The 26,536-nt window shown below is 60.5% G+C and carries 17 protein-coding genes and 2 tRNA genes; 15 read left to right on the top strand and 4 right to left on the bottom strand.

Going from position 1 to position 26,536, the window contains the following annotated elements; genetic code table 11:
* The first annotated feature begins 97 nt into the window (after positions 1-97).
* From V6Z53_RS04990 to V6Z53_RS05000, 3 genes are all read left to right on the top strand, one after another.
* On the top strand, positions 98-1,285 hold the full coding sequence (locus tag V6Z53_RS04990; protein WP_338584429.1) for an ATP phosphoribosyltransferase regulatory subunit: 1,188 nt from the start codon (positions 98-100) through the stop codon (positions 1,283-1,285).
* A gap of 54 nt (positions 1,286-1,339) precedes the next feature.
* Positions 1,340-2,629 carry an adenylosuccinate synthase gene (locus V6Z53_RS04995; RefSeq protein ID WP_110657998.1) on the top strand — a complete coding sequence of 430 codons (1,290 nt, stop codon included), beginning with the start codon at positions 1,340-1,342 and terminating at the stop codon, positions 2,627-2,629.
* A 150-nt stretch (positions 2,630-2,779) separates the two neighbouring features.
* Positions 2,780-4,714: a methyl-accepting chemotaxis protein gene (locus V6Z53_RS05000; protein WP_338584430.1), complete on the top strand. Its 1,935-nt coding sequence runs from the start codon at positions 2,780-2,782 to the stop codon at positions 4,712-4,714.
* A gap of 87 nt (positions 4,715-4,801) precedes the next feature.
* Here the strand turns inward: V6Z53_RS05000 and V6Z53_RS05005 are convergent, their stop codons facing one another.
* The 4 genes from V6Z53_RS05005 to V6Z53_RS05020 form a co-directional block, all read right to left on the bottom strand.
* Positions 4,802-6,361, bottom strand: coding sequence for an iron ABC transporter permease (locus V6Z53_RS05005; protein ID WP_338584431.1), 1,560 nt, complete (start codon positions 6,359-6,361; stop codon positions 4,802-4,804).
* Entirely contained in the window at positions 6,361-7,371 is a 1,011-nt protein-coding gene (locus V6Z53_RS05010) for an extracellular solute-binding protein (protein WP_338584432.1), read from the bottom strand. The genes V6Z53_RS05005 and V6Z53_RS05010 overlap by 1 nt, the downstream gene beginning before the upstream one ends.
* Before the next feature lie 189 nt (positions 7,372-7,560).
* Positions 7,561-7,647 (bottom strand) — tRNA-Leu (locus V6Z53_RS05015).
* A gap of 167 nt (positions 7,648-7,814) precedes the next feature.
* Positions 7,815-7,901 (bottom strand) — tRNA-Leu (locus V6Z53_RS05020).
* 224 nt (positions 7,902-8,125) lie between these two features.
* On the opposite strand from V6Z53_RS05020, the gene rnr reads away from it, so the two are divergent.
* From rnr to V6Z53_RS05080, 12 genes are all read left to right on the top strand, one after another.
* Positions 8,126-10,762 carry a ribonuclease R gene (gene rnr, locus V6Z53_RS05025; protein ID WP_338584433.1) on the top strand — a complete coding sequence of 879 codons (2,637 nt, stop codon included), beginning with the start codon at positions 8,126-8,128 and terminating at the stop codon, positions 10,760-10,762.
* Entirely contained in the window at positions 10,759-11,526 is a 768-nt protein-coding gene (gene rlmB / locus V6Z53_RS05030; RefSeq protein WP_007995003.1) for a 23S rRNA (guanosine(2251)-2'-O)-methyltransferase RlmB, read from the top strand. Before rnr ends, rlmB begins: the two co-directional genes overlap by 4 nt.
* A gap of 143 nt (positions 11,527-11,669) precedes the next feature.
* On the top strand, positions 11,670-12,728 hold the full coding sequence (locus V6Z53_RS05035) for an IS110 family transposase (RefSeq protein ID WP_338586444.1): 1,059 nt from the start codon (positions 11,670-11,672) through the stop codon (positions 12,726-12,728).
* Positions 12,729-13,249: 521 nt separating this feature from the next.
* Positions 13,250-13,672 (top strand): 30S ribosomal protein S6, encoded by a 423-nt coding sequence (gene rpsF / locus V6Z53_RS05040; RefSeq protein WP_008048087.1) that lies wholly within the window; start codon positions 13,250-13,252, stop codon positions 13,670-13,672.
* Between the two features lie 28 nt (positions 13,673-13,700).
* Complete coding sequence (rpsR, locus tag V6Z53_RS05045) at positions 13,701-13,931, top strand: 30S ribosomal protein S18 (RefSeq protein WP_002551829.1); 231 nt, start codon at positions 13,701-13,703, stop codon at positions 13,929-13,931.
* 36 nt (positions 13,932-13,967) lie between these two features.
* Positions 13,968-14,861 carry a hypothetical protein gene (locus tag V6Z53_RS05050; protein ID WP_338584434.1) on the top strand — a complete coding sequence of 298 codons (894 nt, stop codon included), beginning with the start codon at positions 13,968-13,970 and terminating at the stop codon, positions 14,859-14,861.
* Positions 14,862-14,880: 19 nt separating this feature from the next.
* Positions 14,881-15,327, top strand: a complete 447-nt coding sequence (rplI, locus tag V6Z53_RS05055) for a 50S ribosomal protein L9 (RefSeq protein ID WP_007973276.1) — start codon at positions 14,881-14,883, stop codon at positions 15,325-15,327.
* Positions 15,328-15,447: 120 nt separating this feature from the next.
* Positions 15,448-16,845 (top strand): replicative DNA helicase, encoded by a 1,398-nt coding sequence (gene dnaB, locus V6Z53_RS05060; RefSeq protein WP_338584435.1) that lies wholly within the window; start codon positions 15,448-15,450, stop codon positions 16,843-16,845.
* 216 nt (positions 16,846-17,061) lie between these two features.
* Positions 17,062-19,365, top strand: coding sequence for a YgiQ family radical SAM protein (locus V6Z53_RS05065; RefSeq protein WP_338584436.1), 2,304 nt, complete (start codon positions 17,062-17,064; stop codon positions 19,363-19,365).
* Positions 19,366-19,711: 346 nt separating this feature from the next.
* Entirely contained in the window at positions 19,712-22,987 is a 3,276-nt protein-coding gene (locus tag V6Z53_RS05070; RefSeq protein WP_338584437.1) for a transglutaminase family protein, read from the top strand.
* 88 nt (positions 22,988-23,075) lie between these two features.
* On the top strand, positions 23,076-25,562 hold the full coding sequence (locus V6Z53_RS05075) for a circularly permuted type 2 ATP-grasp protein (protein ID WP_338584438.1): 2,487 nt from the start codon (positions 23,076-23,078) through the stop codon (positions 25,560-25,562).
* Positions 25,562-26,452: a transglutaminase family protein gene (locus tag V6Z53_RS05080; RefSeq protein WP_338584439.1), complete on the top strand. Its 891-nt coding sequence runs from the start codon at positions 25,562-25,564 to the stop codon at positions 26,450-26,452. The genes V6Z53_RS05075 and V6Z53_RS05080 overlap by 1 nt, the downstream gene beginning before the upstream one ends.
* Positions 26,453-26,536 lie beyond the last annotated feature (84 nt).

Raw genomic sequence — 26,536 nt, forward strand, 5'->3', positions numbered from 1 at the left:
CGTCGCTCATGCGCGTGGTTTGCGCATGAGCCGATCATTTTCTGCTTCACTCAAGGCTCGGCCGAGGGCTGGCCGCCCGGATATAGGGGAAGGCGTAATGGCAACGGTAGACCGCTGGCTGCTGCCAGATGGCATCGAAGAAGTACTGCCACCAGAAGCTGCGCGTATTGAAGTCGCGCGTCGTCAGGTGTTGGATCTGTTCCAGAGCTGGGGTTACGAGTTTGTCGTGACTCCCCATATCGAGTACCTGGAATCCCTGCTGACCGGCGCGGGCTCCGACCTCGATCTGCGTACCTTCAAGGTCATCGACCCGCAGACGGGCCGGCAGATGGGTTTCCGCGCCGACATCACGCCGCAGGTGGCGCGCATCGATGCACATACCCTGCGTCGCGAAGGTCCAAGCCGTCTGTGCTATGCCGGCAGCGTGCTGCATGCTCAGCCACGTGCCTTGTCGTCCTCGCGCAGCCCGATCCAGTTGGGCGCCGAGTTGTACGGCGATGGCAGCCCGAGCAGCGACGTTGAAGTCATCAGCCTGATGCTGGCCATGCTGCAACTGGCCGACGTGCCGGATGTGCACATGGACCTCGGCCATGTAGGCATTTACCGCGGGCTGGCCCGTGCTGCCGGTTTGTCCGGTGAGGTCGAGCAGCAGTTGTTCGATGCGTTGCAACGTAAAGCCATCGACGAGGTCATTACCTTGACCGAAGGCTTGCCTGCCGATCTGTCGGACATGCTGCGCGCGTTGGTCGACCTGTGTGGCGGCCGTGAAGTGCTGGCGGCTGCGCGTGAGCGTCTGGCCAAGGCTCCGGCCCCGGTTCTGGCGGCACTGGATGACTTGCTGGCGATTGCCGAGCGTCTGTCCGTGCGTTTCCCGGAGTTGCCGCTGTACTTCGACCTGGGCGAGTTGCGCGGTTACCACTACCACACCGGTGTGGTGTTCGCGGTGTTCGTGCCGGGCGTTGGCCAGTCCATTGCCCAGGGCGGTCGTTATGACGATATCGGCGCTGACTTCGGTCGCGCTCGTCCGGCAACCGGTTTCTCTACCGATTTGAAAACCCTGGTGACCCTGGGGCGTGCTGAGATCGAGCTACCGTCTGGCGGTATCTGGATGCCTGACAGTACGGATGCGGCACTCTGGCAGCAGGTTTGCCAGTTGCGCAGTGAGGGTCAGCGTGTCGTCCAGGCATTGCCTGGACAACCTTTGGCCGCCGCCCGTGAAGCGGACTGCGACCGGCAATTGATCCAGCAGAACGGGCTTTGGCAAGTATCGCCACTGGCTTCTTGAGTTTTCCTGCCGGCCGCCGCCGGCACCAAGTTTGCGCGAATGAGGACAAGTGTTATGGGTAAGAATGTCGTAGTCCTGGGCACCCAATGGGGTGATGAGGGCAAAGGCAAGATCGTTGATCTGCTGACCGAACATGCTGCCGCCGTAGTGCGCTACCAGGGTGGCCACAACGCTGGCCACACGCTGGTGATCGATGGCGAAAAAACTGTCTTGCACCTGATCCCGTCGGGCGTGTTGCGCGAAGGCGTGCAGTGCCTGATCGGTAACGGCGTGGTGGTTGCACCTGACGCCCTGCTGCGCGAGATCACCAAGCTGGAAGAGAAAGGCGTACCGGTGCGTGAGCGCCTGCGTATCAGCCCGTCCTGCCCGCTGATCCTGTCCTTCCACGTTGCGCTGGACCAGGCCCGTGAAAAGGCCCGTGGCGAGCTGAAGATCGGTACCACCGGTCGCGGCATCGGCCCGGCCTACGAAGACAAGGTTGCACGTCGTGGCCTGCGTGTGGGCGACCTGCTCAACATGCCGCGCTTTGAAGACAAGCTGCGTGAACTGGTGGATTACCACAACTTCATGCTGGTGGGTTACTACAAAGAGCCAGCCATCGAGTTCGACAAGACCCTGGCCGAGTGCAAAGAATACGCTGAGCTGCTCAAGCCGCTGATGCTGGACGTGACTGCCGAGCTGCACGACCTGCGTCGCGCTGGCAAAGACATCATGTTCGAAGGCGCCCAGGGCTCCCTGCTGGACATCGACCACGGTACCTACCCGTACGTGACCAGCTCGAACACTACCGCTGGCGGCGTTGCTACCGGCTCGGGTGTTGGCCCGATGTTCCTGGACTATATCCTCGGCATCACCAAGGCTTACACCACGCGCGTAGGTTCGGGTCCATTCCCGACTGAGCTGTTCGACGAAGTCGGCGCGCACCTGGCCAAACAAGGTCACGAGTTCGGCGCGACGACTGGCCGTGCCCGTCGTTGTGGCTGGTTCGACGCCGTTATCCTGCGTCGCGCTATCGATGTGAACAGCATCTCGGGCATCTGCCTGACCAAGCTGGACGTACTCGACGGTCTGGAAACCATCAATATCTGCGTCGGCTACAAAGATGCGCAAGGTAATGCGGTTGCCCCGACTGATGCAGACAGCTACGTAGGCCTGCAGCCTGTGTACGAAGAAGTGCCGGGCTGGACCGAGTCGACCGTGGGTGCCAAAACCCTGGAAGAGCTGCCAGCTAACGCCCGTGCTTACATCAAACGCGTCGAAGAGCTGATCGGCGCGCCGATTGACATTATTTCGACGGGGCCTGATCGCAACGAAACCATCGTTCTGCGTCATCCGTTCGCTTGATAAGTCATTGAAGTGAAACACAAAGGGTCCTTAATCGGACCCTTTGTCGTTTATGTCTGTCGTGCGGCACGACCTTTGCTGTGAACATTAAAAAAAGCATCGCTTCCGGCGTGCTATCAATTTAATGGCGCCAAAGCAGAGGGATTCCAAGTGTCGGCCGTTCTCTCACTGTTACAAAGCCGTTTACTGCGGCCTGTGTTCGTTACCCTCGGTATCGCCCTTTTGGTGCAGGTGCTGGTGGCTGTTGCTCTGACCCGGAGCACGGTGACCGCGCTGGAAGCCGATTTGGGTGTGCGCCTGGGCGCGGACAGTCAAAGGCTTTCGGGCGAACTCGAGCAGGCGGGGCGTGAAGTCACGTCGAGCCTCGACAGTCTCTCCACCAGCACACGCCAACGCCTCACGGCAGGTTTGTCTTCTCGTTTGAAGGACGAGCAGGCGCAGCTGCGTGCGACGCTGGAAAAAGACCTGAAGGACTCCGCCAATGATATGGCGCAGCTCCTGGCCTCGGTCGCACCCCGCGCCATGTGGGACAGCGACGTTCCAACGCTCTCCGAATTCGCCCGTCGTGCGCAGCGCAATCCGAACGTGCTGTTTGTGGTCTACGACGATGCGACGGGTCAGCACTTGACGCGCTACCTCAACCGGGAAAATCCGATCAACAAGGCCCTGCTGGAAAAAGGCCAGGGCGAGCGGGCACTGGACAAAGTGCTGGATGCGGCGAAGAACGATCCTTCGGTGTTCTACATCGAGGCTTCGATCAATCCCAATGGCGTCGAAATCGGCAAGGTATTGATGGGCGTCTCGACCGCCTCGGTGGAAACCGATCTCGCGGCTCTGGACAAGCGCTTCTCTGCGCTGATCGCCAGCAGCGACCAATTGGTCGGCGATAGCCTCAAGGGCGCGGCGGCCGACAGTGCGACAGCCATGCGTGCGCGTCTGCAGTCGGCGCAGTCGACGGCATCTGAAATGAAAGCCAATACCACCAGCACGGTGCAGGAAGCGGCGTCCACCTTGCGCTGGCGCATCGGCGTGTTTCTGGCGGTGGTGGGCTTCGGTGTTCTGCTGTTGCTGGCCGTGGTGCTCGGGCGTCGGGTGGTCAATCGCCTGAAAATGCTGATCGTTGCCATGGATGACCTGGCGGCGGGCGAGGGTGACCTGACCAAGCGTGTGCAGATCAACAGCAAAGACGAAATCGGCGACATGGCCTCGGCGGTCAATCGCTTCGTGGATAAGTTGCAGCCGATCGTGCGCGAGGCGGGCGATGTGGCCCAGCGCACCGGCGTGGAAATCGGCGCGATGACCCTGCGCAACGCCGGGGCCGATGCGGCGGCGGGCATGCAGCGTGATGAGGTCGCAGAAAGTCTGCGGGCCTTGTCGCAAATGGCGGATGAAGCTCAGTCAGAAAGCCATGCCATGCAGGCGGCATTGAAGCAGGTTGTGGATATTCGTCAGGCCACCGATGAAAACACCCGGACCTCGGCGAAAGTCGGCAGCCTGATCGAGGCGTTGGCCGGGCAGGTTGATACCGGCGCGCAAGTGATCGAGCGACTGGCGCAGCAGAGTGAACAGATTGAAGTGGTACTGACGGTGATTCACGGGATCGCCGAGCAAACCAACCTGCTGGCATTGAACGCGGCCATCGAGGCGGCGCGAGCCGGCGAGACCGGGCGCGGGTTTGCGGTGGTGGCTGACGAAGTGCGGGCGCTGGCGAGCAAGACCCAGAGCTCCACCGGCGATATTCAGGCGCACATCGTGGCGTTGCAGCAGGGTGCGCGCGAAGCGGTGGCGGCGATTGGTCAGGCGGGACGTCAGGCCAGCGAAGGTTTGCTGGTCTTGCGTGACAGCGCGCGGTTGCAGCAGTCGGTCCAGGCATCGGTGGAGCAGGTGCACGCGGCGATCGGCCTGGCGACTCAGGCTGCAGCGCATCAGGCCAAGGGCGCGCAGGCAGTGCGCGGGCGGGTCGAGACCATTCATGCGCAGGCCGAGAAAGCGGCGCAGGCGGTGGTGGAAACCACGGCCAGCGGCAAGGTGCTGGATGGGTTGGCGGCGCAGTTGAAGGCGAGTCTGGGGCAGTTCCGGGCGTAAACGATCAAAAGATCGGAGCCTTCGGCAGCTCCAGGGGAATGTGCGCTTCTCTGTAGGAGCTGCCGAAGGCTGCGATCTTTTGCGTTGTCAGCGGCTCAAATACATTCGGGTCGTCAGCAGATAAACCGGCAACCCCGACACCAGAATCAACAACGCCGCATAAGGCGCCGCCGCCGCAAACTCCACATTCGCGGTATGCGCCCACACTTCAGTTGCCAATGTGTTGAGTCCGGTCGGACTCAGCAGCAGCGTCGCCGTCAGTTCCTTCATCGCATCCAGAAACACCAACGCAAACGCCGCACCCAACGCCGGGAAAATGATCGGCAGGGTTATCCGGCAAAACGCGGTGAACGACGAAGCTCCCAGCGTTCGTGCGGCTTCCTCCAGTTGCGGCGCAGCCTTGTTCAGTGCCGTACGAATCGGTGCCTGAGCCAGTGGCAGAAACAGCAGCGCATAAGCGATCAGCAGCAGTGCCGAGGTCTGGTACAGCGCGGGCACATAATGCAAAGCAAAATAGACGAGTGTCAGGGCAATCACCAGCCCCGGCAGGGCATGCAGCAGATAGGGCAGGCGTTCGGCCCAGATCGCCAGTTGGCCCTTGTAGCGCACCACTAACAATCCGACGGGCACCGCCAGAACAAGGCACAACGCCGCGCCACCCAGTGACAGCGCCAGGGATGAAAGCAGCGCCTCACCGATGGCTGCCACCGGAAATGCCGCAGACGAACCCACGGCCAGCCAATACACCAGCATCCCCAGTGGAATGCCGCTACCGATGATCGCCAGCAGCAGGCAGTAAAACTGCCCAGCGATGGCCCATGGTCCCAGGCGAACCTGCTCCGCCCGTCGCGCCGCGCCTTGGCCTGTACGCACGTGGCGACCTTTGCCGCGAACGCGCAGTTCCAGCCACAGCAGCATCAGGCACAGCGCCAGCAACACTGCCGAGAGCATCGCGGCGTTGGCGTTGCTGAATTCCAGTTCGAACTGTTGATAGATTGCGGTGGTAAAGGTTTGCAGGCCGATGATCGACAGTGCGCCGAATTCCACCAGCATGTGCAGCGCGATCAACAGCGAACCAGCGAGCAGTGACGGCCAGAGCAGGGGCAGGGTGACCTTGAAGAACACCCCCCAGCGATTTTGCCCCAGCGTGCGTGCGGACTCTTCCAAAGATGGATCGAGATTGCGCAAAGTCGCTGCCACCGGCAGGAAAATCAGCGGGTACTTGGAGAGCGTCATCACCAAAATCGCCCCGCCGAGCCCTTCAAAATGAGCGCTCAGCGAAACCCAGGTGAAGCTGCTGACAAACGCCGGTACGGCGAACGGCAGGCACAGGATCACGCCCCACAGGCGCCGCCCCGGCAGATTGCTGCGTTCCAGCAGCCACGCCAGCGTCAGCCCGATCACGCCGCAGGCCAGCGTCACTCCGACCATCAGCGCCAGGGTATTGCGCAGCAAACCGAACACATAAGGCCGCCAGAGCAAATGCAGCGCCTCGGCCCAGCCCGCCTGCCAGGCCTTGAGCCCGACATAGGCCAGTGGCAGCAGACTGAGCACGACCAGTAGCAGAACCGGCAGCAGCAGCCAGATCGACGGCCGCTTGCGCCGAGGCACGTAAGCGCCGGTCGAAACGGGTAGCGAAGCGCTCATCAGTTCAGGCCAACGTCACGTTCCAGATCCAGCGCTTCTTCGGCGTTGCCGAGGTCGGCTGGCGTGACTTTCGGCGCCTCCAGCTCGCTGAATGGCTTGAGGCCGCGATCCGATTCCATGCCTTTATGCAGCGGGTATTCGGCGGTGGTCTGGGTGATCACGCGTTGGCCTTCTTCGCTGGCCATATAGGCGAGCAATTGCTGGGCTTCTTTTGGGTGTTTGCTGGACTTCAGAACGGCTGCGCTGGAAACAGTGATCAGCCCGCCGACGTCGCCACCGGTGAAGTAATGCAGTTTTGAATCGAGCTGGCCCTTTTCACGCAGCAGTGCGAACCAGTAGTAGTTGTTCACCAGCACCGTCGCGACTTCGCCGTTTTCCACGGCTTTGAGCGCGACCATGTTGTTGCTGTAGGTCTTGCCGAAGGCGCGCAGGCCGGTCAGCCACTCTTCGGCCGCGTCCATGCCGTGCACCTTGATGATCGCGACGGCTTGTTCCTGGAAGGCGCCGCTGGTCGGTACGAAACCCACCTTGCCCTGCCATTTCGGGTCGGAGAACTCCATCACCGATTTCGGCAGGTCTTTTTCGTCGATCAACTTGGGGTTGAACGCCACGACGCGCACCCGGGCGGTCACGCCGATCCAGGTGCCATTGCCGGCGACGTATTCCTTGGGCAAAACTGCCAGGGTTTCGTCATCCGCCTTGGTCAGCAGGCCTTGCTCGCCGAGTTTGTTCAGTGGTGGGGATTCTTCGGTGTAGATCACGTCGGCGGGGGAGCGATCGCCTTCTTCGACCACTTGGCTGGCGAGCTGGTTGCTGCTGCCTTTGCGGACGTTGACGTGGATGCCGGTCTTGGCTTCGAAGGCTTTGGCGACAGCGTCGCCGACTTCTTTGTGTTGGCCGTTGTAGAGGGTCAGGGAAACTTGATCCGCAGCCTGGGTGAGGGGAGTGGCGAGTGCCAGGCCGAGCAGGGTGATGGTCAGGCCGCGGCGCAGGGTATTTCGAAACATCATTCGCAGGGTTCCTCACTGTCGCATTGCAAAAACTTGCAACAATGATAAACGATATTGTTTCTCAAATGCGCCTTGTGGCTTTGATCAGGGTTTGGTAGGAACTGCCCTCGGGTTTCCAGGGGCCAGAAACGCAAAAACCCGCTTTCGCGGGTTTCTGTGAAATCCAGGGTCGAAACCTTGAATTTGAATTGGTGCCCAGAAGAAGACTCGAACTTCCACGACCTTGCGGTCACCAGCACCTGAAGCTGGCGTGTCTACCAATTTCACCATCTGGGCAATCATCTTCAGCGTTGCCGCTGTTGATGTGGCGCACTATACGGAGCGCATTTTGATCTGTAAACCCCTGATTTTAAAATTAATAAACCAGTCGTCCAGAATGCAGAAACCCGCTTTCGCGGGTTTTTGTGTGAGCCTTGAAATTGATCTAATCTCAAGCTCGAAATTGGTGCCCAGAAGAAGACTCGAACTTCCACGACCTTGCGGTCACCAGCACCTGAAGCTGGCGTGTCTACCAATTTCACCATCTGGGCAGTATCGGCAACGTCTCCGTCGTCGATGGCGCGCACTATACGGAGCGTCTTTTTAACTGTAAACCCCCGGAATCAAAAAAACCTGGAAAATTTCACCAGCGGTCTTCAAATCAGCTTTACGGTGTCGATACAGGGCTTTAGATGGGTCGTCTTAGCCTGAAATTTCCCGTTTCATTACGCCTATGCCAAACTAACCCGCATATAGACAAGGTGAAAACTCTCTAATGGCCGATTGGCAGTCCCTCGATCCCGAGGCCGCTCGTGAAGCGGAAAAATATGAAAACCCCATTCCTAGCCGCGAACTGATCCTTCAGCATCTTGCTGATCGGGGTTCGCCTGCTAACCGCGAGCAACTGGTTGAAGAGTTTGGTCTGACCACAGAAGACCAGATCGAAGCCCTGCGCCGCCGTCTGCGCGCCATGGAGCGCGATGCTCAACTCATCTATACCCGTCGCGGCACTTATGCGCCGGTGGACAAGCTCGACCTGATCCTGGGCCGCATCAGCGGTCACCGTGACGGTTTCGGTTTCCTGGTGCCGGATGACGGCAGTGACGACCTGTTCATGAGCCCGGCGCAAATGCGTCTGGTGTTCGACGGTGACCGTGCTCTGGCCCGCGTTTCCGGTCTGGACCGTCGCGGTCGCCGCGAAGGCATGATCGTCGAAGTGGTGTCCCGTGCTCACGAAACCATCGTCGGTCGTTACTTCGAAGAAGGCGGTATCGGTTTCGTCGTTGCCGACAACCCGAAGATCCAGCAGGAAGTGCTGGTGACGCCGGGCCGTAATGCCAATGCGCAGATCGGTCAGTTCGTCGAAGTGAAGATCACCCACTGGCCGACGCCGCGCTTCCAGCCGCAAGGCGACGTGGTTGAAGTCGTGGGTAACTACATGGCGCCGGGCATGGAAATCGATGTCGCCCTGCGCACCTACGACATTCCTCACGTCTGGCCTGATGCCGTACTGAAGGAAGCCGGCAAGCTCAAGCCGGAAGTCGAAGAGAAAGACAAAGAGAAGCGCATCGACCTGCGTCATCTGCCGTTCGTCACCATCGATGGTGAAGATGCGCGCGACTTCGATGACGCGGTCTACTGCGAGGCCCGTCCGGGCAAGCTGCGCCTGTTCTCCGGTGGCTGGAAGTTGTACGTGGCGATTGCCGACGTATCCAGCTACGTGAAACTCGGTTCGGCACTGGACGCCGAGGCGCAGGTTCGCGGCAACTCGGTGTATTTCCCCGAGCGCGTGATCCCGATGCTGCCTGAGCAGTTGTCCAACGGCCTGTGCTCGCTGAATCCGCAGGTTGATCGTCTGGCCATGGTTTGCGAGATGACCATCTCCAAATCCGGCGAAATGACCGACTACTGCTTCTACGAAGCGGTGATTCACTCCCATGCCCGCCTGACCTACAACAAGGTCAGCGCGATGCTGGAAACGCCGAAAGCTACTGAAGCGCGCAAACTGCGTGGCGAGTACACCGACGTCGTGCCGCACCTCAAGCAGCTCTATGCGCTGTACAAGGTATTGCTGGCCGCCCGTCACGTGCGTGGCGCGATCGATTTCGAAACGCAGGAAACCCGGATCATCTTCGGTTCCGAGCGCAAGATTGCCGAAATCCGTCCAACCATACGCAATGATGCCCACAAGCTGATCGAGGAATGCATGCTGGCGGCCAACGTGGCCACCGCTGAATTCCTGAAAAAGCACGAAATCCCTGCGCTTTACCGCGTTCACGATGGTCCGCCACCGGAGCGTCTGGAAAAACTGCGCGCGTTCCTCGGCGAGCTCGGCCTGTCCCTGCACAAAGGCAAGGACGGTCCGTCGCCGAAGGATTACCAGGCATTGCTGGCCGGTATCAAGGATCGCCCGGATTTCCACCTGATCCAGACCGTCATGCTGCGTTCGTTGAGTCAGGCGGTGTACAGCGCTGATAACCAGGGCCACTTCGGCCTGAATTACGAGGCGTACACCCACTTCACTTCGCCGATCCGCCGCTACCCGGACTTGCTCACTCACCGGGCGATCCGCAGCGTCATCCATTCGAAGCAGGACACGCCTCACGTCCGTCGTGCCGGTGCGATGACTATTCCGAAAGCGCGCATCTATCCGTACGACGAAGCGGCGCTGGAGCAGCTCGGCGAACAGTGCTCGATGAGCGAGCGCCGTGCCGACGAAGCGACCCGTGACGTGGTGAACTGGCTCAAGTGCGAGTTCATGAAGGATCGCGTGGGCGAGTCGTTCCCGGGCGTGATCACCGCGGTGACTGGTTTTGGTCTGTTCGTCGAACTGACCGACATCTACGTCGAAGGCCTGGTGCACGTCACCGCGCTGCCGGGCGATTACTACCACTTCGATCCTGTGCACCACCGCCTGGCCGGTGAGCGTACCGGTCGCAGCTTCCGCCTTGGCGACACTGTTGAAGTGCGGGTCATGCGCGTCGACCTCGACGAGCGCAAGATCGACTTCGAGATGGCCGAAACAACCATCAGCGCGCCGATCGGTCGCAAGAAACGTGGCACTGAAACCGCAGCACCCGCCGCGTCTTCTAAAAAATCGGAAGCAGAGCCGGCCCCGGCTAAAACCGGTCGTCGTCCTGCCAAGGAAAAGGCTGTCGAGGCCTACCGCCCGAGCGATGCGGCAGCGAAAAACGCTGAAGTGCGCAAAAGTCGTGAAATGAAACAGGCGTTGCTCGCCGGTGCGAAAAGCGGCGGTAAAGCGGCGTCTGCGGGAAAGACGAGCCGGTCGGCGCCTGAAAAGGCTGTCGGCGGCAAACCTGCCAAACCGAGCAAACATCGTAAAGGTCCGCCAAAAGCGGGCTCGGCCCCAGCCAAAAGCGGCGGGGCGCGTAAACCTAAGGCCAAGCCATGAGTCAGTTGGAAAAGATCTATGGCGTACACGCTGTAGAAGCGTTGCTGCGTCACCACCCGAAACGCGTCAAGCAGATCTGGCTGGCCGAAGGCCGCAACGATCCCCGGGTCCAGACGCTGATTGAGCTGGCCAACGAAAACCGGGTCCAGGTCGGCCAGGCCGAGCGCCGTGAAATGGACGCCTGGGTTGAAGGCGTGCACCAGGGTGTGGTCGCGGACGTGAGTCCAAGCCAGGTCTGGGGCGAGGCGATGCTCGACGAGCTGCTGGATCGCACTGAAGGCGCACCGCTATTGCTGGTGCTCGACGGTGTGACTGACCCGCATAACCTCGGTGCCTGCCTGCGTTCCGCCGATGCGGCGGGCGCACTGGCCGTGATCGTGCCAAAGGACAAGTCGGCCACCCTGACGCCGGTTGTACGAAAAATTGCCTGCGGTGCTGCGGAAGTGATTCCGCTGGTGGCCGTGACCAACCTGGCGCGCACCCTGGAGAAACTTCAGCAGCGCGGCTTGTGGGTTGTCGGTACGGCGGGTGAAGCGGAAGTCAGCCTGTACGACCAGGACCTGACCGGCCCGACCATCCTGATCATGGGTGCCGAAGGCAAAGGCATGCGTCGCCTGACCCGCGAGCATTGCGACTATCTGGTGAACCTGCCGATGGCTGGTAGCGTCAGTAGCCTTAACGTGTCTGTGGCGACGGGTGTTTGCCTGTTCGAAGCGCAGCGTCAGCGTAGCGTCAAAGCCAAGGCTGCCGCCAAGAAATCCTGATTCACGCAGGCCCCCGTAATTGGATGGACTCGCCCAAGCCGAGGCGTCAATGCGCCACGGTGGCAGTCTAAACAGCCAACGACAGCGAGGGCGAGTCCATGAAAAATCATAGTTCGTTTGATCAATCCGTGTCTTCTTCCGATTTGTCGGCCTGCACAACCTTGGCGGTCGACCTGGCCAAACAGGTCTTTCAGGTCGCCGGTGAAGATATCCTCGGCCAGGTGTTCTACGAGCAGCGGATCAAGTCGCGCGAGGCGTTTTATGATTTTCTCCGACAGTTGCCGCCGCATGTCGTGGTTTTGATGGAGACCGGTCCGGGTGCCCAGGCTTGGGCCCGGCAGCTGCAAGACCAAGGCAATCCGGTGCGGATTCTTCCAGCCGGTTTGGTGGCCACACATCGCAGCGGGCCTAAAAATGATCGCAACGATGCGCTGGCGATTCTGCGGGCTAATCGCGATGAAAAAATCTGCGCAGTACCGGTCAAAAGCGTTACGGCGCTGGCAATGCAGGCGTTGCATCGCGCCCGCCAGGGCTATGTGCGTCGACGCACGGCCCTCAGTAATCAGATGCGCGGCCTGCTGCTTGAGCACGGCGTAGCCTTGGCGCAGGGCGATGTTGCGATCAGCCAGAAAATTCCGCGGGTGCTGGAAGATGCCACCCAACCGGTGCCGGGCCTGCTGCGTGAACTGATCGACGAACTGTTGGCCGAGTGGCGCCATTTGGGCGAGCGCATCAGCGTACTGACGGGACGCCTGGAAGTGGCCGCCAACACCGACATGACGGCGAAGCGGCTAATGACTGTGCGCGGCATCGGCCCGATCACTGCCACGGCACTGGTGGCCAAGGAAACCAAGCCTGAGCGATTTCCCAATGCCCGCAAGTTTGCCGCGTACTTTGGCATGGTGCCTGACCAGCACAGCAGCGGGGAGACGGTCCGGCTGGGGGGCATGACCAAGCGAGGTGATGCTTATTTACGCAGCCTGATGATCCAGGGAGCCCATGCGGTGCTGCAACAACTACGACCTGATTCCCAGCAACCCGATGACCGCCGCTTGTTGCACTGGATGAGCCGGTTGGGCCGTAAGGAGGCTGCGATCAGGCTAGCCAACCGCAACCTGCGAATCGTCTGGGTGCTTCTACAGAATGACCAGACTTATCGTCGCCACGCGGGTGATGGCCAGCCAGCGACGATGGGCCACTGAGCGACAGAGTTCTGCCACCGAGGTACTAACCGTCTGACCCTCTGCTGAAAAAAATTGACCCCAGGTAAGACCGGCGTGGATTGATGCCTAAGCTCCTACTGGCCTTCGAGGCCTGACTGTAATCGGCATACCACGAGCTTTTCCAATTTTGGCCAGAAGCCGAAGACGGCTTCCACGAATAGGCCTAATACATAGATGCAACGGGGCAGCGGTTTTTCAAAAGCGGGTAGACAGTGGGTGCGAGTCCATACATAGGAGCTGCCGCAGGCTGCGATCTTTTGACTTTGATTTTTCAAGATCAAAAAATCGCAGCCTTCGGCAGCTCCTACAAGTGTTCGGCATATGGTGACTGTTCAAATAATCACCAATTACCTTGCGCCTCTCCCGCCCCTTCTCTACAATTGCGCCCCTTGCTGTGACGGCAGGCATTCATGTGCCTTTTCCCACGCAAGTCCATAAGTGTCATTCACTCCTTGTCTGACCGCTTTTGAGCGGCAGGCTACAACCCGTAAGGAGCATTCATGCGTCATTACGAAATCATCTTTTTGGTCCACCCGGATCAAAGCGAGCAAGTCGGCGGCATGGTTGAGCGTTACACCAAGCTGATCGAAGAAGACGGCGGCAAAATCCACCGTCTGGAAGATTGGGGCCGTCGTCAACTGGCCTACGCAATCAACAATGTTCACAAGGCTCACTACGTGATGCTGAACGTTGAGTGCACTGGCAAGGCCCTGGCCGAGCTGGAAGACAACTTCCGCTACAACGATGCAGTGATCCGTAACCTGGTCATCCGTCGCGACGAAGCCGTTACCGGCCAGTCCGAGATGCTCAAGGCTGAAGAAAACCGCAGTGAGCGCCGTGAGCGTCGCGACCGTCCTGAGCACGAAGGCGCTGAAAGCGCTGATAGTGATGACAGCGACAACAGCGATAACGCTGACGAGTAATCCACGGACCTTTTAAGGAGCCTATCAAATGGCACGTTTCTTCCGTCGTCGTAAATTCTGCCGCTTCACCGCTGAAGACGTGAAAGAGATCGATTACAAAGATCTCAACACTCTGAAAGCCTACGTATCCGAGACCGGCAAAATTGTTCCAAGCCGCATCACCGGTACCAAAGCTCGTTATCAGCGTCAGCTGGCCACCGCTATCAAGCGCGCCCGCTTCCTGGCCCTGCTGGCCTACACCGACAGCCACGGCCGCTGAGACCGGGCAGTCGACACGTAGCAAAGGATTGAATGTATGCGTGCCTTAGCTGAGTTCATCATGCGGGGCCGTATGCAGGCCACTCTGGTAGTGGCTGGATGTGCGGCATTGCCGTTGTTGTATTGGTTGGGTGCTGCCGCCGGATGCCTTGTGCTCCTGCGGCGCGGATTGAAGGACGCCCTGGGCGTTCTTGCTCTGGGACTGCTGCCGGCGTTGATCTGGTGGCTTTACTCCGACGACCCACGGGCACTTCTGGTGCTGCTGGGGTCTGCGAGCCTTGCGTTGGTTTTGCGCGCAAGCGAGTCCTGGAACCGCGTGCTGCTGGTCAGCATAGCGATGGGAGTGGTGTTTTCAGTGGTGCTGGGGACGGCTTTTGGTCCCCAGATCGAGATGCTGGCGCAGGCTTTGATAAAAGTCATGCCGTCGCTACTCGGTGAGGTCTACCAGCAAATGTCGGTAGACGAGCAAGCGCGTTTCGCGTCCCTGATTGCACCAATCCTGACCGGCCTGATTGCGGCCTTGTTGCAGATCGTCAGTGTGCTGAGCCTGATTGTCGGGCGCTACTGGCAGGCGTTGTTGTACAACCCAGGCGGTTTTGGTCGCGAGTTTCGCGCCATCCGAATCCCGCTGGGTCCCGCGTTGCTGCTGCTGGCGGGCATGGTTGTGACACCGAATTTCGGTGCCCAGATGTCCATGCTCGTACCGTTGTGCAGCGTACCGCTGGTTTTCGCCGGGCTGGCCCTGATTCACGGGCTGGTGGCGCAAAAGCGACTGGGCAGATTCTGGCTGGTGGGGTTGTACGTGACGCTGTTGCTGTTCATGCAGCTGATCTATCCGTTGCTGGTGGTCTTGGCCATCGTCGACAGCCTGATTGATTTTCGCGGTCGTCTGGTGCCGAAAGACACCGATAACGCGAACGGTGAAGGTTAAAAGTTAAGAGGATTTTCACATGCAACTGATCCTTCTGGAAAAAGTCACCAACCTGGGCAACCTGGGTGACAAAGTGAACGTTAAGGCTGGTTACGGTCGTAACTACCTGCTGCCTTACGGCAAAGCTACCGCTGCGACCCCAGCCAACCTGGCTGCGTTCGAAGAGCGTCGCGCTGAGCTGGAAAAAGCCGCAGCAGACCGTAAAGCATCGGCTGAAAGCCGTGCCGCCCAACTGGCTGAGCTGGAAGTGACTATCACTGCCACCGCTGGTGACGAAGGCAAGCTGTTCGGTTCGATCGGTACTCACGACATCGCTGACGCACTGACCGCCTCCGGCGTTGAAGTGCAGAAGAGCGAAGTTCGTCTGCCGAACGGCACCATCCGCAACGTAGGCGAATTCGACGTAGCCGTGCACCTGCACGCCGAAGTTGAAGCCACCGTACGCGTTGTCGTGGTAGCAGCTTAAGCAGCACTTGTCGGCTGGCACCCTCGGGTGCTTGCCGGTAACATCGGGCACGATCCTGTTTACAGGTCGTGCCCTTTGTCTTTCTGGCATCCCCGTTTTTACATCTGATTCCAAGTGGCCATGAACGAAATCTCCGCTCCTGAGCAATACGATCTGCAAACCGCCGCGCTGAAAGTACCGCCGCATTCCATCGAAGCCGAACAGGCTGTACTCGGTGGTCTGATGCTGGACAACAACGCCTGGGAACGCGTGCTCGACCAAGTCTCCGACGGCGATTTCTACCGACATGACCACCGTCTGATTTTCCGTGCGATCGCCAAACTGGCCGATCACAACTCCCCGATTGACGTCGTGACCCTTGCCGAGCAACTGGACAAGGAAGGTCAGACGTCGCAGGTGGGTGGCCTCGGTTACCTTGGTGAGTTGGCGAAAAACACACCGTCCGTCGCCAACATCAAGGCTTATGCACAGATCGTCCGCCAGCGCGCGACGTTGCGCCAACTGATCGGCATCAGCACCGAGATCGCCGACAGCGCCTTCAACCCGGAAGGTCGCACTGCCGAGGAGATCCTCGACGAAGCGGAACGCCAGATCTTCGCGATTGCCGAGGCCCGGCCGAAAACCGGTGGCCCGGTGGGTGTGAACGATTTGCTGACCAAGGCCATCGATCGCATCGACACGCTGTTCAACACTGACAACGCCATTACCGGCCTGTCCACTGGCTACACCGACCTTGATGAAAAGACCAGCGGCCTGCAGCCGGCTGACTTGATCATCGTCGCCGGTCGTCCGTCGATGGGTAAAACCACCTTCGCGATGAACCTGGTGGAAAACGCCGTACTGCGCAGCGACAAGGCTGTTCTGGTGTATTCCCTCGAGATGCCAGGCGAATCGCTGATCATGCGTATGCTGTCGTCCCTCGGTCGGATCGACCAGACCAAGGTGCGTTCCGGTCAGTTGGAAGATGACGACTGGCCGCGCCTGACCTCGGCGGTGAACCTGCTCAATGACCGCAAGCTGTTCATCGACGACACCGCCGGTATCAGCCCGTCGGAAATGCGAGCGCGTACCCGGCGTCTGGCGCGTGAGCACGGTGAGATCGGCCTGATCATGATCGACTACCTTCAGTTGATGCAGATTCCAGGTTCCGGCGGCGACAACCGAACCAACGAGATTTCTGAAATCTCGCGCTCCTTGAAAGCCTTGGCCAAGGAGTTCAACTGCCCGGTGGTGGCGCTGTCCCAGCTCAACCGCTCCCTCGAGCAGCGGCCGAACAAACGGCCGATCAACTCCGACCTCCGGGAATCCGGAGCGATCGAGCAGGACGCCGACGTGATCATGTTCGTTTACCGCGACGAGGTGTATCACCCGGAAACCGAGCACAAGGGCATTGCCGAAATCATTATCGGCAAGCAGCGGAACGGGCCGATCGGCTTTATCCGCCTGGCGTTCATCGGCAAGTACACCCGCTTCGAGAACCTGGCGCCGGGTAGCTACAACTTTGATGATGACGAGTAATTTGTAGCGTCTGAAAGGGCCTCATCGCGGGCAAGCCCGCTCCCACAGGGTTCTGTGTGGTACCAAAATAGCAGGTACACCATAAATCACTGTGGGAGCTGGCTTGCCAGCGATAGGGTCGCCACCAATTTCCGACCACAGCCGTCGGAATTGGTCAAAATTTGTGCTATATTCCGCGCCCGCGAAATTCAATGAAAGCCAACACCGGTTATCGACATGCAAGCAGCCAAGCCGTTATTTGACTATCCAAAGTACTGGGCCGAATGTTTCGGGCCAGCGCCATTCCTGCCGATGAGCAGGGAGGAGATGGATCAGCTCGGCTGGGATTCCTGCGACATCATCATCGTCACCGGTGATGCGTACGTCGATCACCCGTCGTTCGGCATGGCGATCATCGGCCGGCTGCTGGAGTCCCAGGGCTTCCGCGTCGGGATCATTGCCCAGCCGAACTGGCAGTCCAAAGACGATTTCATGAAGCTCGGCGAGCCGAACCTGTTCTTCGGTGTCGCGGCCGGCAACATGGACTCGATGATCAACCGCTACACCGCCGACAAGAAAATCCGTTCCGACGACGCCTACACGCCGGGTGGCATGGCCGGTAAGCGTCCGGACCGCGCGAGCCTGGTCTACAGCCAGCGCTGCAAGGAAGCTTACAACCACGTGCCAATCGTGCTGGGTGGCATCGAAGCGTCCCTGCGCCGCATTGCCCACTACGATTACTGGCAGGACCGGGTACGTAACTCGATCCTGATCGACGCCTGCGCCGACATCCTGCTCTACGGCAACGCCGAGCGTGCGATTGTCGAAGTCGCCCAGCGTCTGTCCTACGGCCACAAGATCGAAGACATCACCGACGTGCGCGGCACCGCGTTCATCCGTCGTGATACGCCGAAAGACTGGTACGAAGTCGACTCCACACGCATCGACCGTCCGGGCAAGATCGACAAGATCATCAACCCGTACGTCAACACCCAGGACACCCAGGCCTGCGCCATCGAGCAGGAAAAAGGTCCGGTTGAAGATCCGCAGGAAGCCAAGGTCGTACAGATCCTGGCCAGCCCGAAGATGACCCGCGACAAGACCGTGATTCGTCTGCCGTCGGTTGAGAAAGTCCGTGGCGATGCCGTTCTCTACGCTCACGCCAACCGCGTGCTGCACCTGGAAACCAACCCGGGCAACGCCCGCGCTCTGGTCCAGAAGCACGGCGAAGTCGATGTCTGGTTCAACCCGCCACCGATTCCGATGACCACTGAAGAAATGGACTACGTGTTCGGCATGCCATACGCGCGCATTCCGCACCCGGCGTACGGCAAGGAGAAGATCCCGGCCTACGACATGATCCGTTTCTCGGTGAACATCATGCGTGGCTGCTTTGGCGGCTGCACCTTCTGCTCGATCACCGAGCACGAAGGCCGGATCATCCAGAACCGTTCCCACGAGTCGATCATTCGAGAGATCGAAGAGATTCGTGACAAGGTCCCCGGCTTTACCGGCGTGATCTCCGACCTCGGTGGCCCGACCGCGAACATGTACCGCATCGCGTGCAAGAGTCCGGAAATCGAATCCGCGTGCCGCAAGCCGTCGTGCGTGTTCCCCGGCATCTGCCCGAACCTGAACACCGACCACTCGGCTTTGATCCAGTTGTACCGCAGCGCCCGTGAATTGCCGGGTGTGAAGAAGATCCTTATCGCTTCCGGCCTGCGTTACGACCTCGCGGTCGAATCGCCGGAGTACGTAAAAGAGCTGGTGACCCACCACGTCGGTGGTTACCTGAAGATCGCCCCGGAACACACCGAGGAAGGTCCGCTCAACCAGATGATGAAACCGGGCATCGGCAGCTATGACAAGTTCAAGCGCATGTTCGAGAAGTACTCCAAGGAAGCGGGCAAAGAGCAGTACCTGATTCCGTACTTCATCGCCGCCCACCCGGGCACCACCGATGAAGACATGATGAACCTGGCGCTGTGGCTCAAGGGCAACGGTTTCCGTGCCGACCAGGTTCAGGCGTTCTACCCGTCGCCGATGGCCACTGCCACCGCGATGTACCACTCGGGCAAGAACCCGCTGCGCAAGGTCACTTACAAGTCTGACGCGGTCACCATCGTCAAGAGCGAAGAGCAGCGTCGTCTGCACAAGGCGTTCTTGCGTTATCACGACCCGAAAGGCTGGCCGATGCTGCGTGAAGCGCTGACCCGCATGGGTCGCGCCGATCTGATCGGGCCGGGCAAGAACCAGTTGATTCCGCTGCACCAGCCGTCCACCGACAGCTACCAGAGTGCCCGTCGCAAGAACTCGACGCCGGCCGGCAGCCACAAGGTTGCGGGGGAAAAGACCACCAAGATCCTGACCCAGCACACTGGCCTGCCACCACGCGCCAGCGATGGCGGCAATCCGTGGGACAAGCGTGAACAAGCCAAGGCTGCGGCGTTCGCCCGCAACCAGCAGGCGGCCAAGGAGCGCAAGGACGCGGCCAAGGGCAAGGGGCCGAAGCCGACCCGTAAGCCTGTCGTACCGCGCTAAATTTCGCTTGATCTGAATAGAACGCCAACCTTCGGGTTGGCGTTTTGCATTTCTGGGTAATTGAAATTCATTGTGGCGAGGGAGCTTGCTCCCGCTCGGCGGCGAAGCCGTCGTAAATCTGGCAATCAGGCAGGGGAAGGGGCCGCTTCGCGCCCCAGCGGGAGCAAGCTCCCTCGCCACAGAGCTCGGGCCGCTACAAATACGTGCAACTCTCTCGAACCAATTTCCCGCATCGCCCGATTTTGGTGCTGTACTGCCTCCAGTAACCGGAGAAAGCGCCAGCGCCGCTGGATGGCATAAGTCTTGCGCGCTTTCGAATACGCTTAGGGCTCGCAGGAGGCACGCCGTGTCGATTCATGTCGCATTGCACCACGTCACGCATTACCGCTACGACCGCGCCGTCGAGCTCGGTCCGCAGATCGTTCGCTTGCGCCCGGCCGCCCACAGTCGCACGCGGATACTCTCCTATGCGCTGAAAGTCTCGCCCGAGCAGCATTTCATCAACTGGCAGCAAGACCCGCAGGGCAATTACCTGGCGCGGTTGGTGTTTCCGGAAAAGACCGACGAGCTGCGGATCGAAGTCGACCTGCTGGCCGAAATGGCGGTCTTCAACCCCTTCGATTTCTTCCTCGAACCCTACGCAGAAAAAATCCCGTTCGCTTATGCCGCGGACGAGCGCAAGGAACTGGCGCCGTACCTGGAAACCTTGCCCCTGACGCCAAAATTCAAGGCCTATCTGGACGGCATCGATCGCACGCCACTGCCCGCCGTGGATTTCCTCGTCGCGCTCAACCAGCGCCTGAGCGAAGACATCGATTACCTGATTCGCATGGAACCGGGCGTGCAAACCCCCGAATTCACCCTCGAACAGGCCTCCGGCTCGTGCCGCGACTCCGCGTGGCTGCTGGTGCAACTACTGCGCAACCTCGGGCTGGCGGCGCGTTTCGTTTCCGGTTACCTGATCCAGCTGACCGCCGACGTGAAAAGCCTCGATGGCCCATCCGGCACCGAAGTCGATTTCACCGACCTGCACGCCTGGTGCGAGGTGTACTTGCCCGGTGCTGGCTGGATCGGCCTGGATGCGACTTCCGGGCTATTCGCCGGTGAAGGACACATTCCGTTGGCCTGTAGTCCGGATCCATCCTCGGCGGCCCCGATCACGGGGTTGGTGGAACCCTGCGAGTGCGAATTCAGCCACGAAATGTCGGTTGAGCGGATTTGGGAGGCGCCCCGCGTCACCAAGCCTTACACCGACGATCAATGGCTGGCGATTCAGGCCCTGGGTCGGCAAATCGACGCCGACCTGCTGGAAGGCGATGTGCGCCTGACCATGGGCGGTGAGCCAACCTTCGTGTCCATCGATGACCCGGACGGCGCCGAGTGGAACACGGCGGCGCTGGGGCCGGACAAACGCCGACTGTCCGCCGAACTGTTCCAGCGCATGCGTAAACGCTACGCGCCGCAGGGGCTGGTGCATTTCGGGCAGGGCAAGTGGTACCCCGGTGAGCAACTGCCGCGCTGGTCGCTCAATTGCTACTGGCGCCGCGACGGCGTGCCGATCTGGCAAAACAACGCGCTGATTGCCGACGAGCAGGAAGATTACGGCGCCAATGGCGAACTGGCCGGGCGTTTTCTGGCGAGCGTCGCCGAGCGCCTGAAAATTCCGACACGCTTTGTGTTTCCGGCCTACGAGGACAATTTCTATTACCTCTGGCGCGAAGGCACTTTGCCGCAGAACGTCAGCGCCGAGGATTCCCGTCTTGAAGAGCCGCTGGAGCGTGCGCGCCTGCGCAAAGTCTTCAGCCAGGGTCTGGACAAGGTTATCGGCCAGGTCCTGCCGCTGGCGCGCACCGCCAAGGGCGATCAATGGCAAAGCGGTCGCTGGTACTTGCGCGACGAGCATTGCCGACTGGTGCCAGGTGATTCGCCGCTGGGCTACCGCTTGCCGCTGGGTTCGCAGCCTTGGGTGAAAGCGGCGGAATATCCGTTCATTCATCCGCAAGACCCTAACCAAGAGTTCCCGCCATTACCCGACACTGCGCAACTTCAAAGCCAGGGCGCGGCTGCCGTTGCTGAAGATCGAGCGCCGAAGATCGACGAGTCTGCCGACTGGCTGACCCGCACCGCGTTCTGCGCTGAGGCAAGGGAAGGCCGGTTGTACCTGTTCATGCCGCCACTGGAGCGCGCTGAGGACTATCTGGAACTGGTCGCGGCCATCGAAGCCACCGCCGAAGAATTGCATTGCCCGGTGTTGCTGGAAGGCTATGAGCCGCCGAGCGATCCGCGCCTGAGCAACTTCCGCATCACCCCGGATCCGGGCGTGATCGAAGTCAACGTGCAGCCGTCCACGACGTGGGACGAATTGGTCGAGCGCACCGAATTCCTCTACGAAGAAGCGCGCCAGACCCGACTCACCACCGAGAAATTTCTCATCGATGGCCGGCATACCGGCACCGGTGGCGGTAACCATTTCGTACTGGGTGGCGCGACACCGGCTGACTCACCGTTTCTAAGGCGTCCGGATTTGCTGCGCAGCCTGATCAGTTACTGGCATAACCACCCGTCATTGTCCTACCTGTTTTCCGGACTGTTCATCGGCCCGACGTCTCAGGCGCCGCGCGTCGACGAAGCACGCAACGATGCCTTGTATGAACTGGAAATAGCCTTCGCGCAGATGCCTGAGCCGGGCGAAGAGTGCGCGCCGTGGCTGGTCGACCGGTTGCTGCGCAACCTGCTGATCGATGTCACTGGCAACACTCACCGTGCCGAGTTTTGTATCGACAAACTCTACTCGCCGGACGGCGCAACGGGACGCCTTGGGCTGCTGGAATTGCGCGCCTTTGAAATGCCACCCCATGCGCGCATGAGCCTGGCGCAACAGTTGTTGCTGCGGGCGCTGGTCGCTCGTTTCTGGCGCGAACCCTATGCGCCGCCGAAGCTGGCGCGCTGGGGCACGGAGCTGCACGACCGGTTCCTGTTGCCGCATTTTATCGAACAGGATTTCGCCGATGTCATCGTCGAACTCAACGCCGCCGGTTACCCGGTGCGGGCCGAGTGGTTCGCGGCGCATCTGGAGTTTCGTTTTCCCAAGGTCGGCGATTACGCCGTCAGCGGCATTGCGCTGGAACTGCGTCAAGCGCTGGAGCCGTGGCATGTGTTGGGCGAGGAGGGCGCGGTCGGTGGCACGGTGCGTTACGTGGACTCGTCCCTGGAGCGCTTGCAGGTCAAGCTCGGCGGCATGCCGCCGCAGCGTTATTTGCTGACCTGCAACGGCATCCCGGTGCCATTGCAGCCGACCGGGCGTGTAGGCGAATTCGTCGCTGGCGTGAGATTCCGCGCCTGGCAACCGGCCAACTGCCTGCAACCGACCATTCCGGTTCACGCGCCGTTGGTGTTCGATCTGCTCGATACCTGGATGGGGCGTTCGCTGGGCGGTTGCCAGTATCACGTCGCGCATCCGGGCGGGCGCAACTACGAGACCTTGCCGGTCAATGCCAATGAAGCCGAGAGCCGGCGAATGGCGCGTTTTTTCAGGATCGGACACACGCCAGGGAAACTTCCTATCCCGATTCTGGAAATTAACGACGAGCTGCCGATGACTCTCGATTTACGACGTTTCTAAACCGTACGCGACGCTCGGATTTTTCGTATATCCGGGCGTCATGAGCCTGCGTTAGTCTGACCGTTCCTTGCTGTCTGCCGAGCTTTCCATGCCTGACCTGCTAGACCGCTACCCGCTCACGGCGGGCACCTATCACGAACTGCTCGACGACAGCGGCGCCGTGCGCCCGCACTGGCGCCGACTGTTCGACCAATTGCAGCGCAGCACGCCAGCGCAACTGGTGCAGCGTCAGGCCCTGCTGACCCGGCAGATTCAGGAAAACGGTGTCACCTACAACGTCTACGCCGATCCCAAGGGCGCCGACCGGCCATGGGAGCTGGACCTGCTACCCCACGTGATTGCTGCTGACGAGTGGGAACAGCTGTCGGCCGGTATCGCCCAGCGTGCGCGATTGCTCAATGCCGTGCTGGCTGATCTGTATGGCCCGCAACGCCTGATCGCCGAAGGCCTGCTACCGGCCGAACTGGTGTTCGGCCACAACAACTTCCTCTGGCCCTGTCAGGGCATCAATCCGCCTGACGGGGCTTTCCTGCATCTGTATGCGGTGGATTTGGCGCGTACTCCGGATGGCAGATGGTGGGTCACGGCGGACCGCACTCAAGCGCCGTCCGGTGCCGGTTATGCACTGGAAAACCGCACCATCGTGTCCCGGGCCTTTCCCGAGCTGTACCGCGACCTGAAGGTGCAGCATCTCGCTGGCTTCTTCCGCACGCTTCAAGAAACCCTGGCCCGACAGGCGCCGAGCGATGAAGAAGTGCCGCTGGTGGTGTTGCTGACACCGGGACGTTTCAACGAAAGCTATTTCGAACATCTATACCTGGCGCGCCAGCTCGGTTATCCGCTGGTGGAGGGCGGCGATCTGACGGTGCGCGATGCCACGGTCTACCTGAAGACCCTGAGCGGCCTGCGCCGGGTTCACGCGGTCATGCGCCGGCTCGACGACGACTTCTGCGACCCGCTGGAGCTGCGCACCGATTCGGCGCTTGGCGTGCCGGGCCTGCTGGAGGCCGTGCGGCAGGGGCGGGTGCTGGTGGCCAATGCACTTGGCAGCGGCGTGCTGGAGTCGCCGGGGCTTCTGGGCTTCTTGCCGAAGATCAATCAGTTCCTGTTTGGTGAAGAACTGATCTTGCCGTCCATCGCCACCTGGTGGTGCGGCGAGGCGCCGGTACTGGCGCAGGCCCTGGAAAAGCTGCCTGAACTGCTGATCAAACCGGCGTTTCCGTCCCAGAGTTTTGCGCCGGTATTTGGTCGCGATTTGAGTGAAAAACAGCGCCAGGAGCTTGCCGAGCGCATGCAGGCACGGCCTTACGCCTATGTTGCGCAAGAACTGGCGCAGTTGTCCCAGGCGCCGATCTGGCAAGCCGAGGGCGGAGTGCTGCAACCCCGCGCCATTGGCATGCGCGTGTATGCCGTGGCCAGCCGCGAGGGTTATCGGGTGCTGCCCGGTGGTTTGACCCGTGTGGCCGCCGAGGCCGATGCCGAAGTGGTGTCGATGCAGCGCGGCGGCGCCAGCAAGGACACTTGGGTGTTGGGCGACCGCCCGCCCAGTGGCGAACAATGGAAAGCCCAGCGCAATATCGGCGTACATGATCTGGTGCGGCGCGATCCGTATCTACCGTCGCGGGTGGTGGAAAACCTGTTTTGGTTTGGCCGCTACTGCGAGCGCTGCGATGACAGCGCGCGGTTGCTGCGGATCATGCTGGCGCGGTACGTGGATGGCGATGACCCACAAGCCCTGCAAGCGGCGGTCGAACTTGGCGAACGGCTGATGCTGTTGCCCGAAGAGGGCGAACTGCCGGAACGTTTACTGGCAGCCATCCTCGGCGATGACTGGCCATTCAGCCTGCGGTCCAACCTGCAACGCTTGCAGTGGGCGGCCTCGCAGGTACGCGGCAAGCTCTCGCGGGAAAACTGGCAGGCGCTGGTGGAGTTGCAGCGCGAAGCCATCGAACTGGAAACCGATGAGCCGGATTTCGGCGAGCTGCTGGATTTCCTCAACCGTCTGGTGATGTCCCTCGCGGCGCTGTCCGGTTTTGCCCTGGACGACATGACACGGGACGAAGGCTGGCGATTTTTGATGATCGGGCGGCGGATTGAGCGCCTGCAATTTCTCAGTGGCAGCCTGGCGGCGTTTCTGCGTGGCGCCGGGGCTTTCGATCAGGCCGGATTGGAATGGCTGCTGGAGCTGGGCAACAGCAGCATCACCTACCGCTCGCGGTATCTGGCGGTGGCGCAATTGATTCCGGTACTCGACCTGTTGCTGCTCGACGAACAGAACCCGCACGCGGTGCTGTTCCAGTTGAAATTGGTAACCCGCACCCTTAAACGCTTGAACGATGACTTTGGTGCTCCGCGCGAAGCCGGATTGCCACAATTGGTCGAGCGGCTGGCCCGTTTCGACCTCGGCTGTCTGGAGAATCCGTTGTTCGGTGAAACCAGCGTGCGTGCGGCGATCGATGGGCTGGCGGATTTGCTGCAAGAGATTGCCGAGGCCAGCGGGCAAGTGTCCGATCGCCTGGCCCTGCGCCATTTCGCCCATGTCGATGATGTCAGCCAGCGTACGGTGTCGGTCTGATGAGCGCCCATTACCAGATTTTCCACGACACTCATTATCACTACGACAGCCCGGTGTCCCTGGCGCAGCAGCTGGCCCATTTGTGGCCACGGTCATGTGCGTGGCAGCGCTGCACGGATCAGCAATTGCAGATCAGTCCGGAGCCGACTGCGCGTCGCGATGAGCTGGACGTGTTCGGCAACCCGCTGACCCGGCTGGCGTTCGAGCGTCCTCATGACGAGCTATTGGTCAACGCCAGCCTCACTATCGAAGTGCTGCCCCGGCCCGCGCTGGACTTCAATCTGTCCCCGGCGTGGGAAGACACCCGCAGCGCGCTGACCTACAGCAGCCAGCCGCTGTCGCCCGAACTGCTCGAAGCCTGCCGCTACCGCTTCGAATCACCCTATGTGCATTTGAAGCGCAACTTCGTTGAATTTTCCGAGAGTTGCTTCCCGACCGGGCGACCGCTGCTGCTTGGCGTTCAGGCCCTGATGGAGAAGATATTCAGCGAGTTCACCTTCGACGCCGAAGCGACGCAGGTAGCGACGCCGCTGGTGGAAGTGCTGGAGCGTCGACGTGGGGTCTGTCAGGACTTCGCGCACTTGATGCTCGCTTGCGTGCGCTCCCGTGGCCTGGCGGCGCGCTATATCAGCGGTTATCTGCTGACCCAGCCACCACCCGGCCAGCCACGCTTGATCGGCGCCGATGCATCCCATGCGTGGGTGTCGGTGTATTGCCCGGTGTCGGGATGGGTGGATTTCGATCCGACCAACAATGTGCAGCCGGCGCTGGAACACATCACATTGGCCTGGGGGCGGGACTTTTCCGATGTGTCGCCGTTGCGGGGGGTGATTCTGGGAGGCGGCAATCACGACCCGGAAGTCCGCGTTACGGTGATGCCACTGGAGTAAGAGAGATCAAAATGTGGGAGCGGGCTTGCTCGCGAAAGCAATTTCATATTCAACAAGGATGTTGCCTGGCACTGCGCTTTCGCG

The sequence above is a fragment of the Pseudomonas sp. MAG733B genome (assembly GCF_036884845.1).
Lineage (GTDB): Bacteria > Pseudomonadota > Gammaproteobacteria > Pseudomonadales > Pseudomonadaceae > Aquipseudomonas.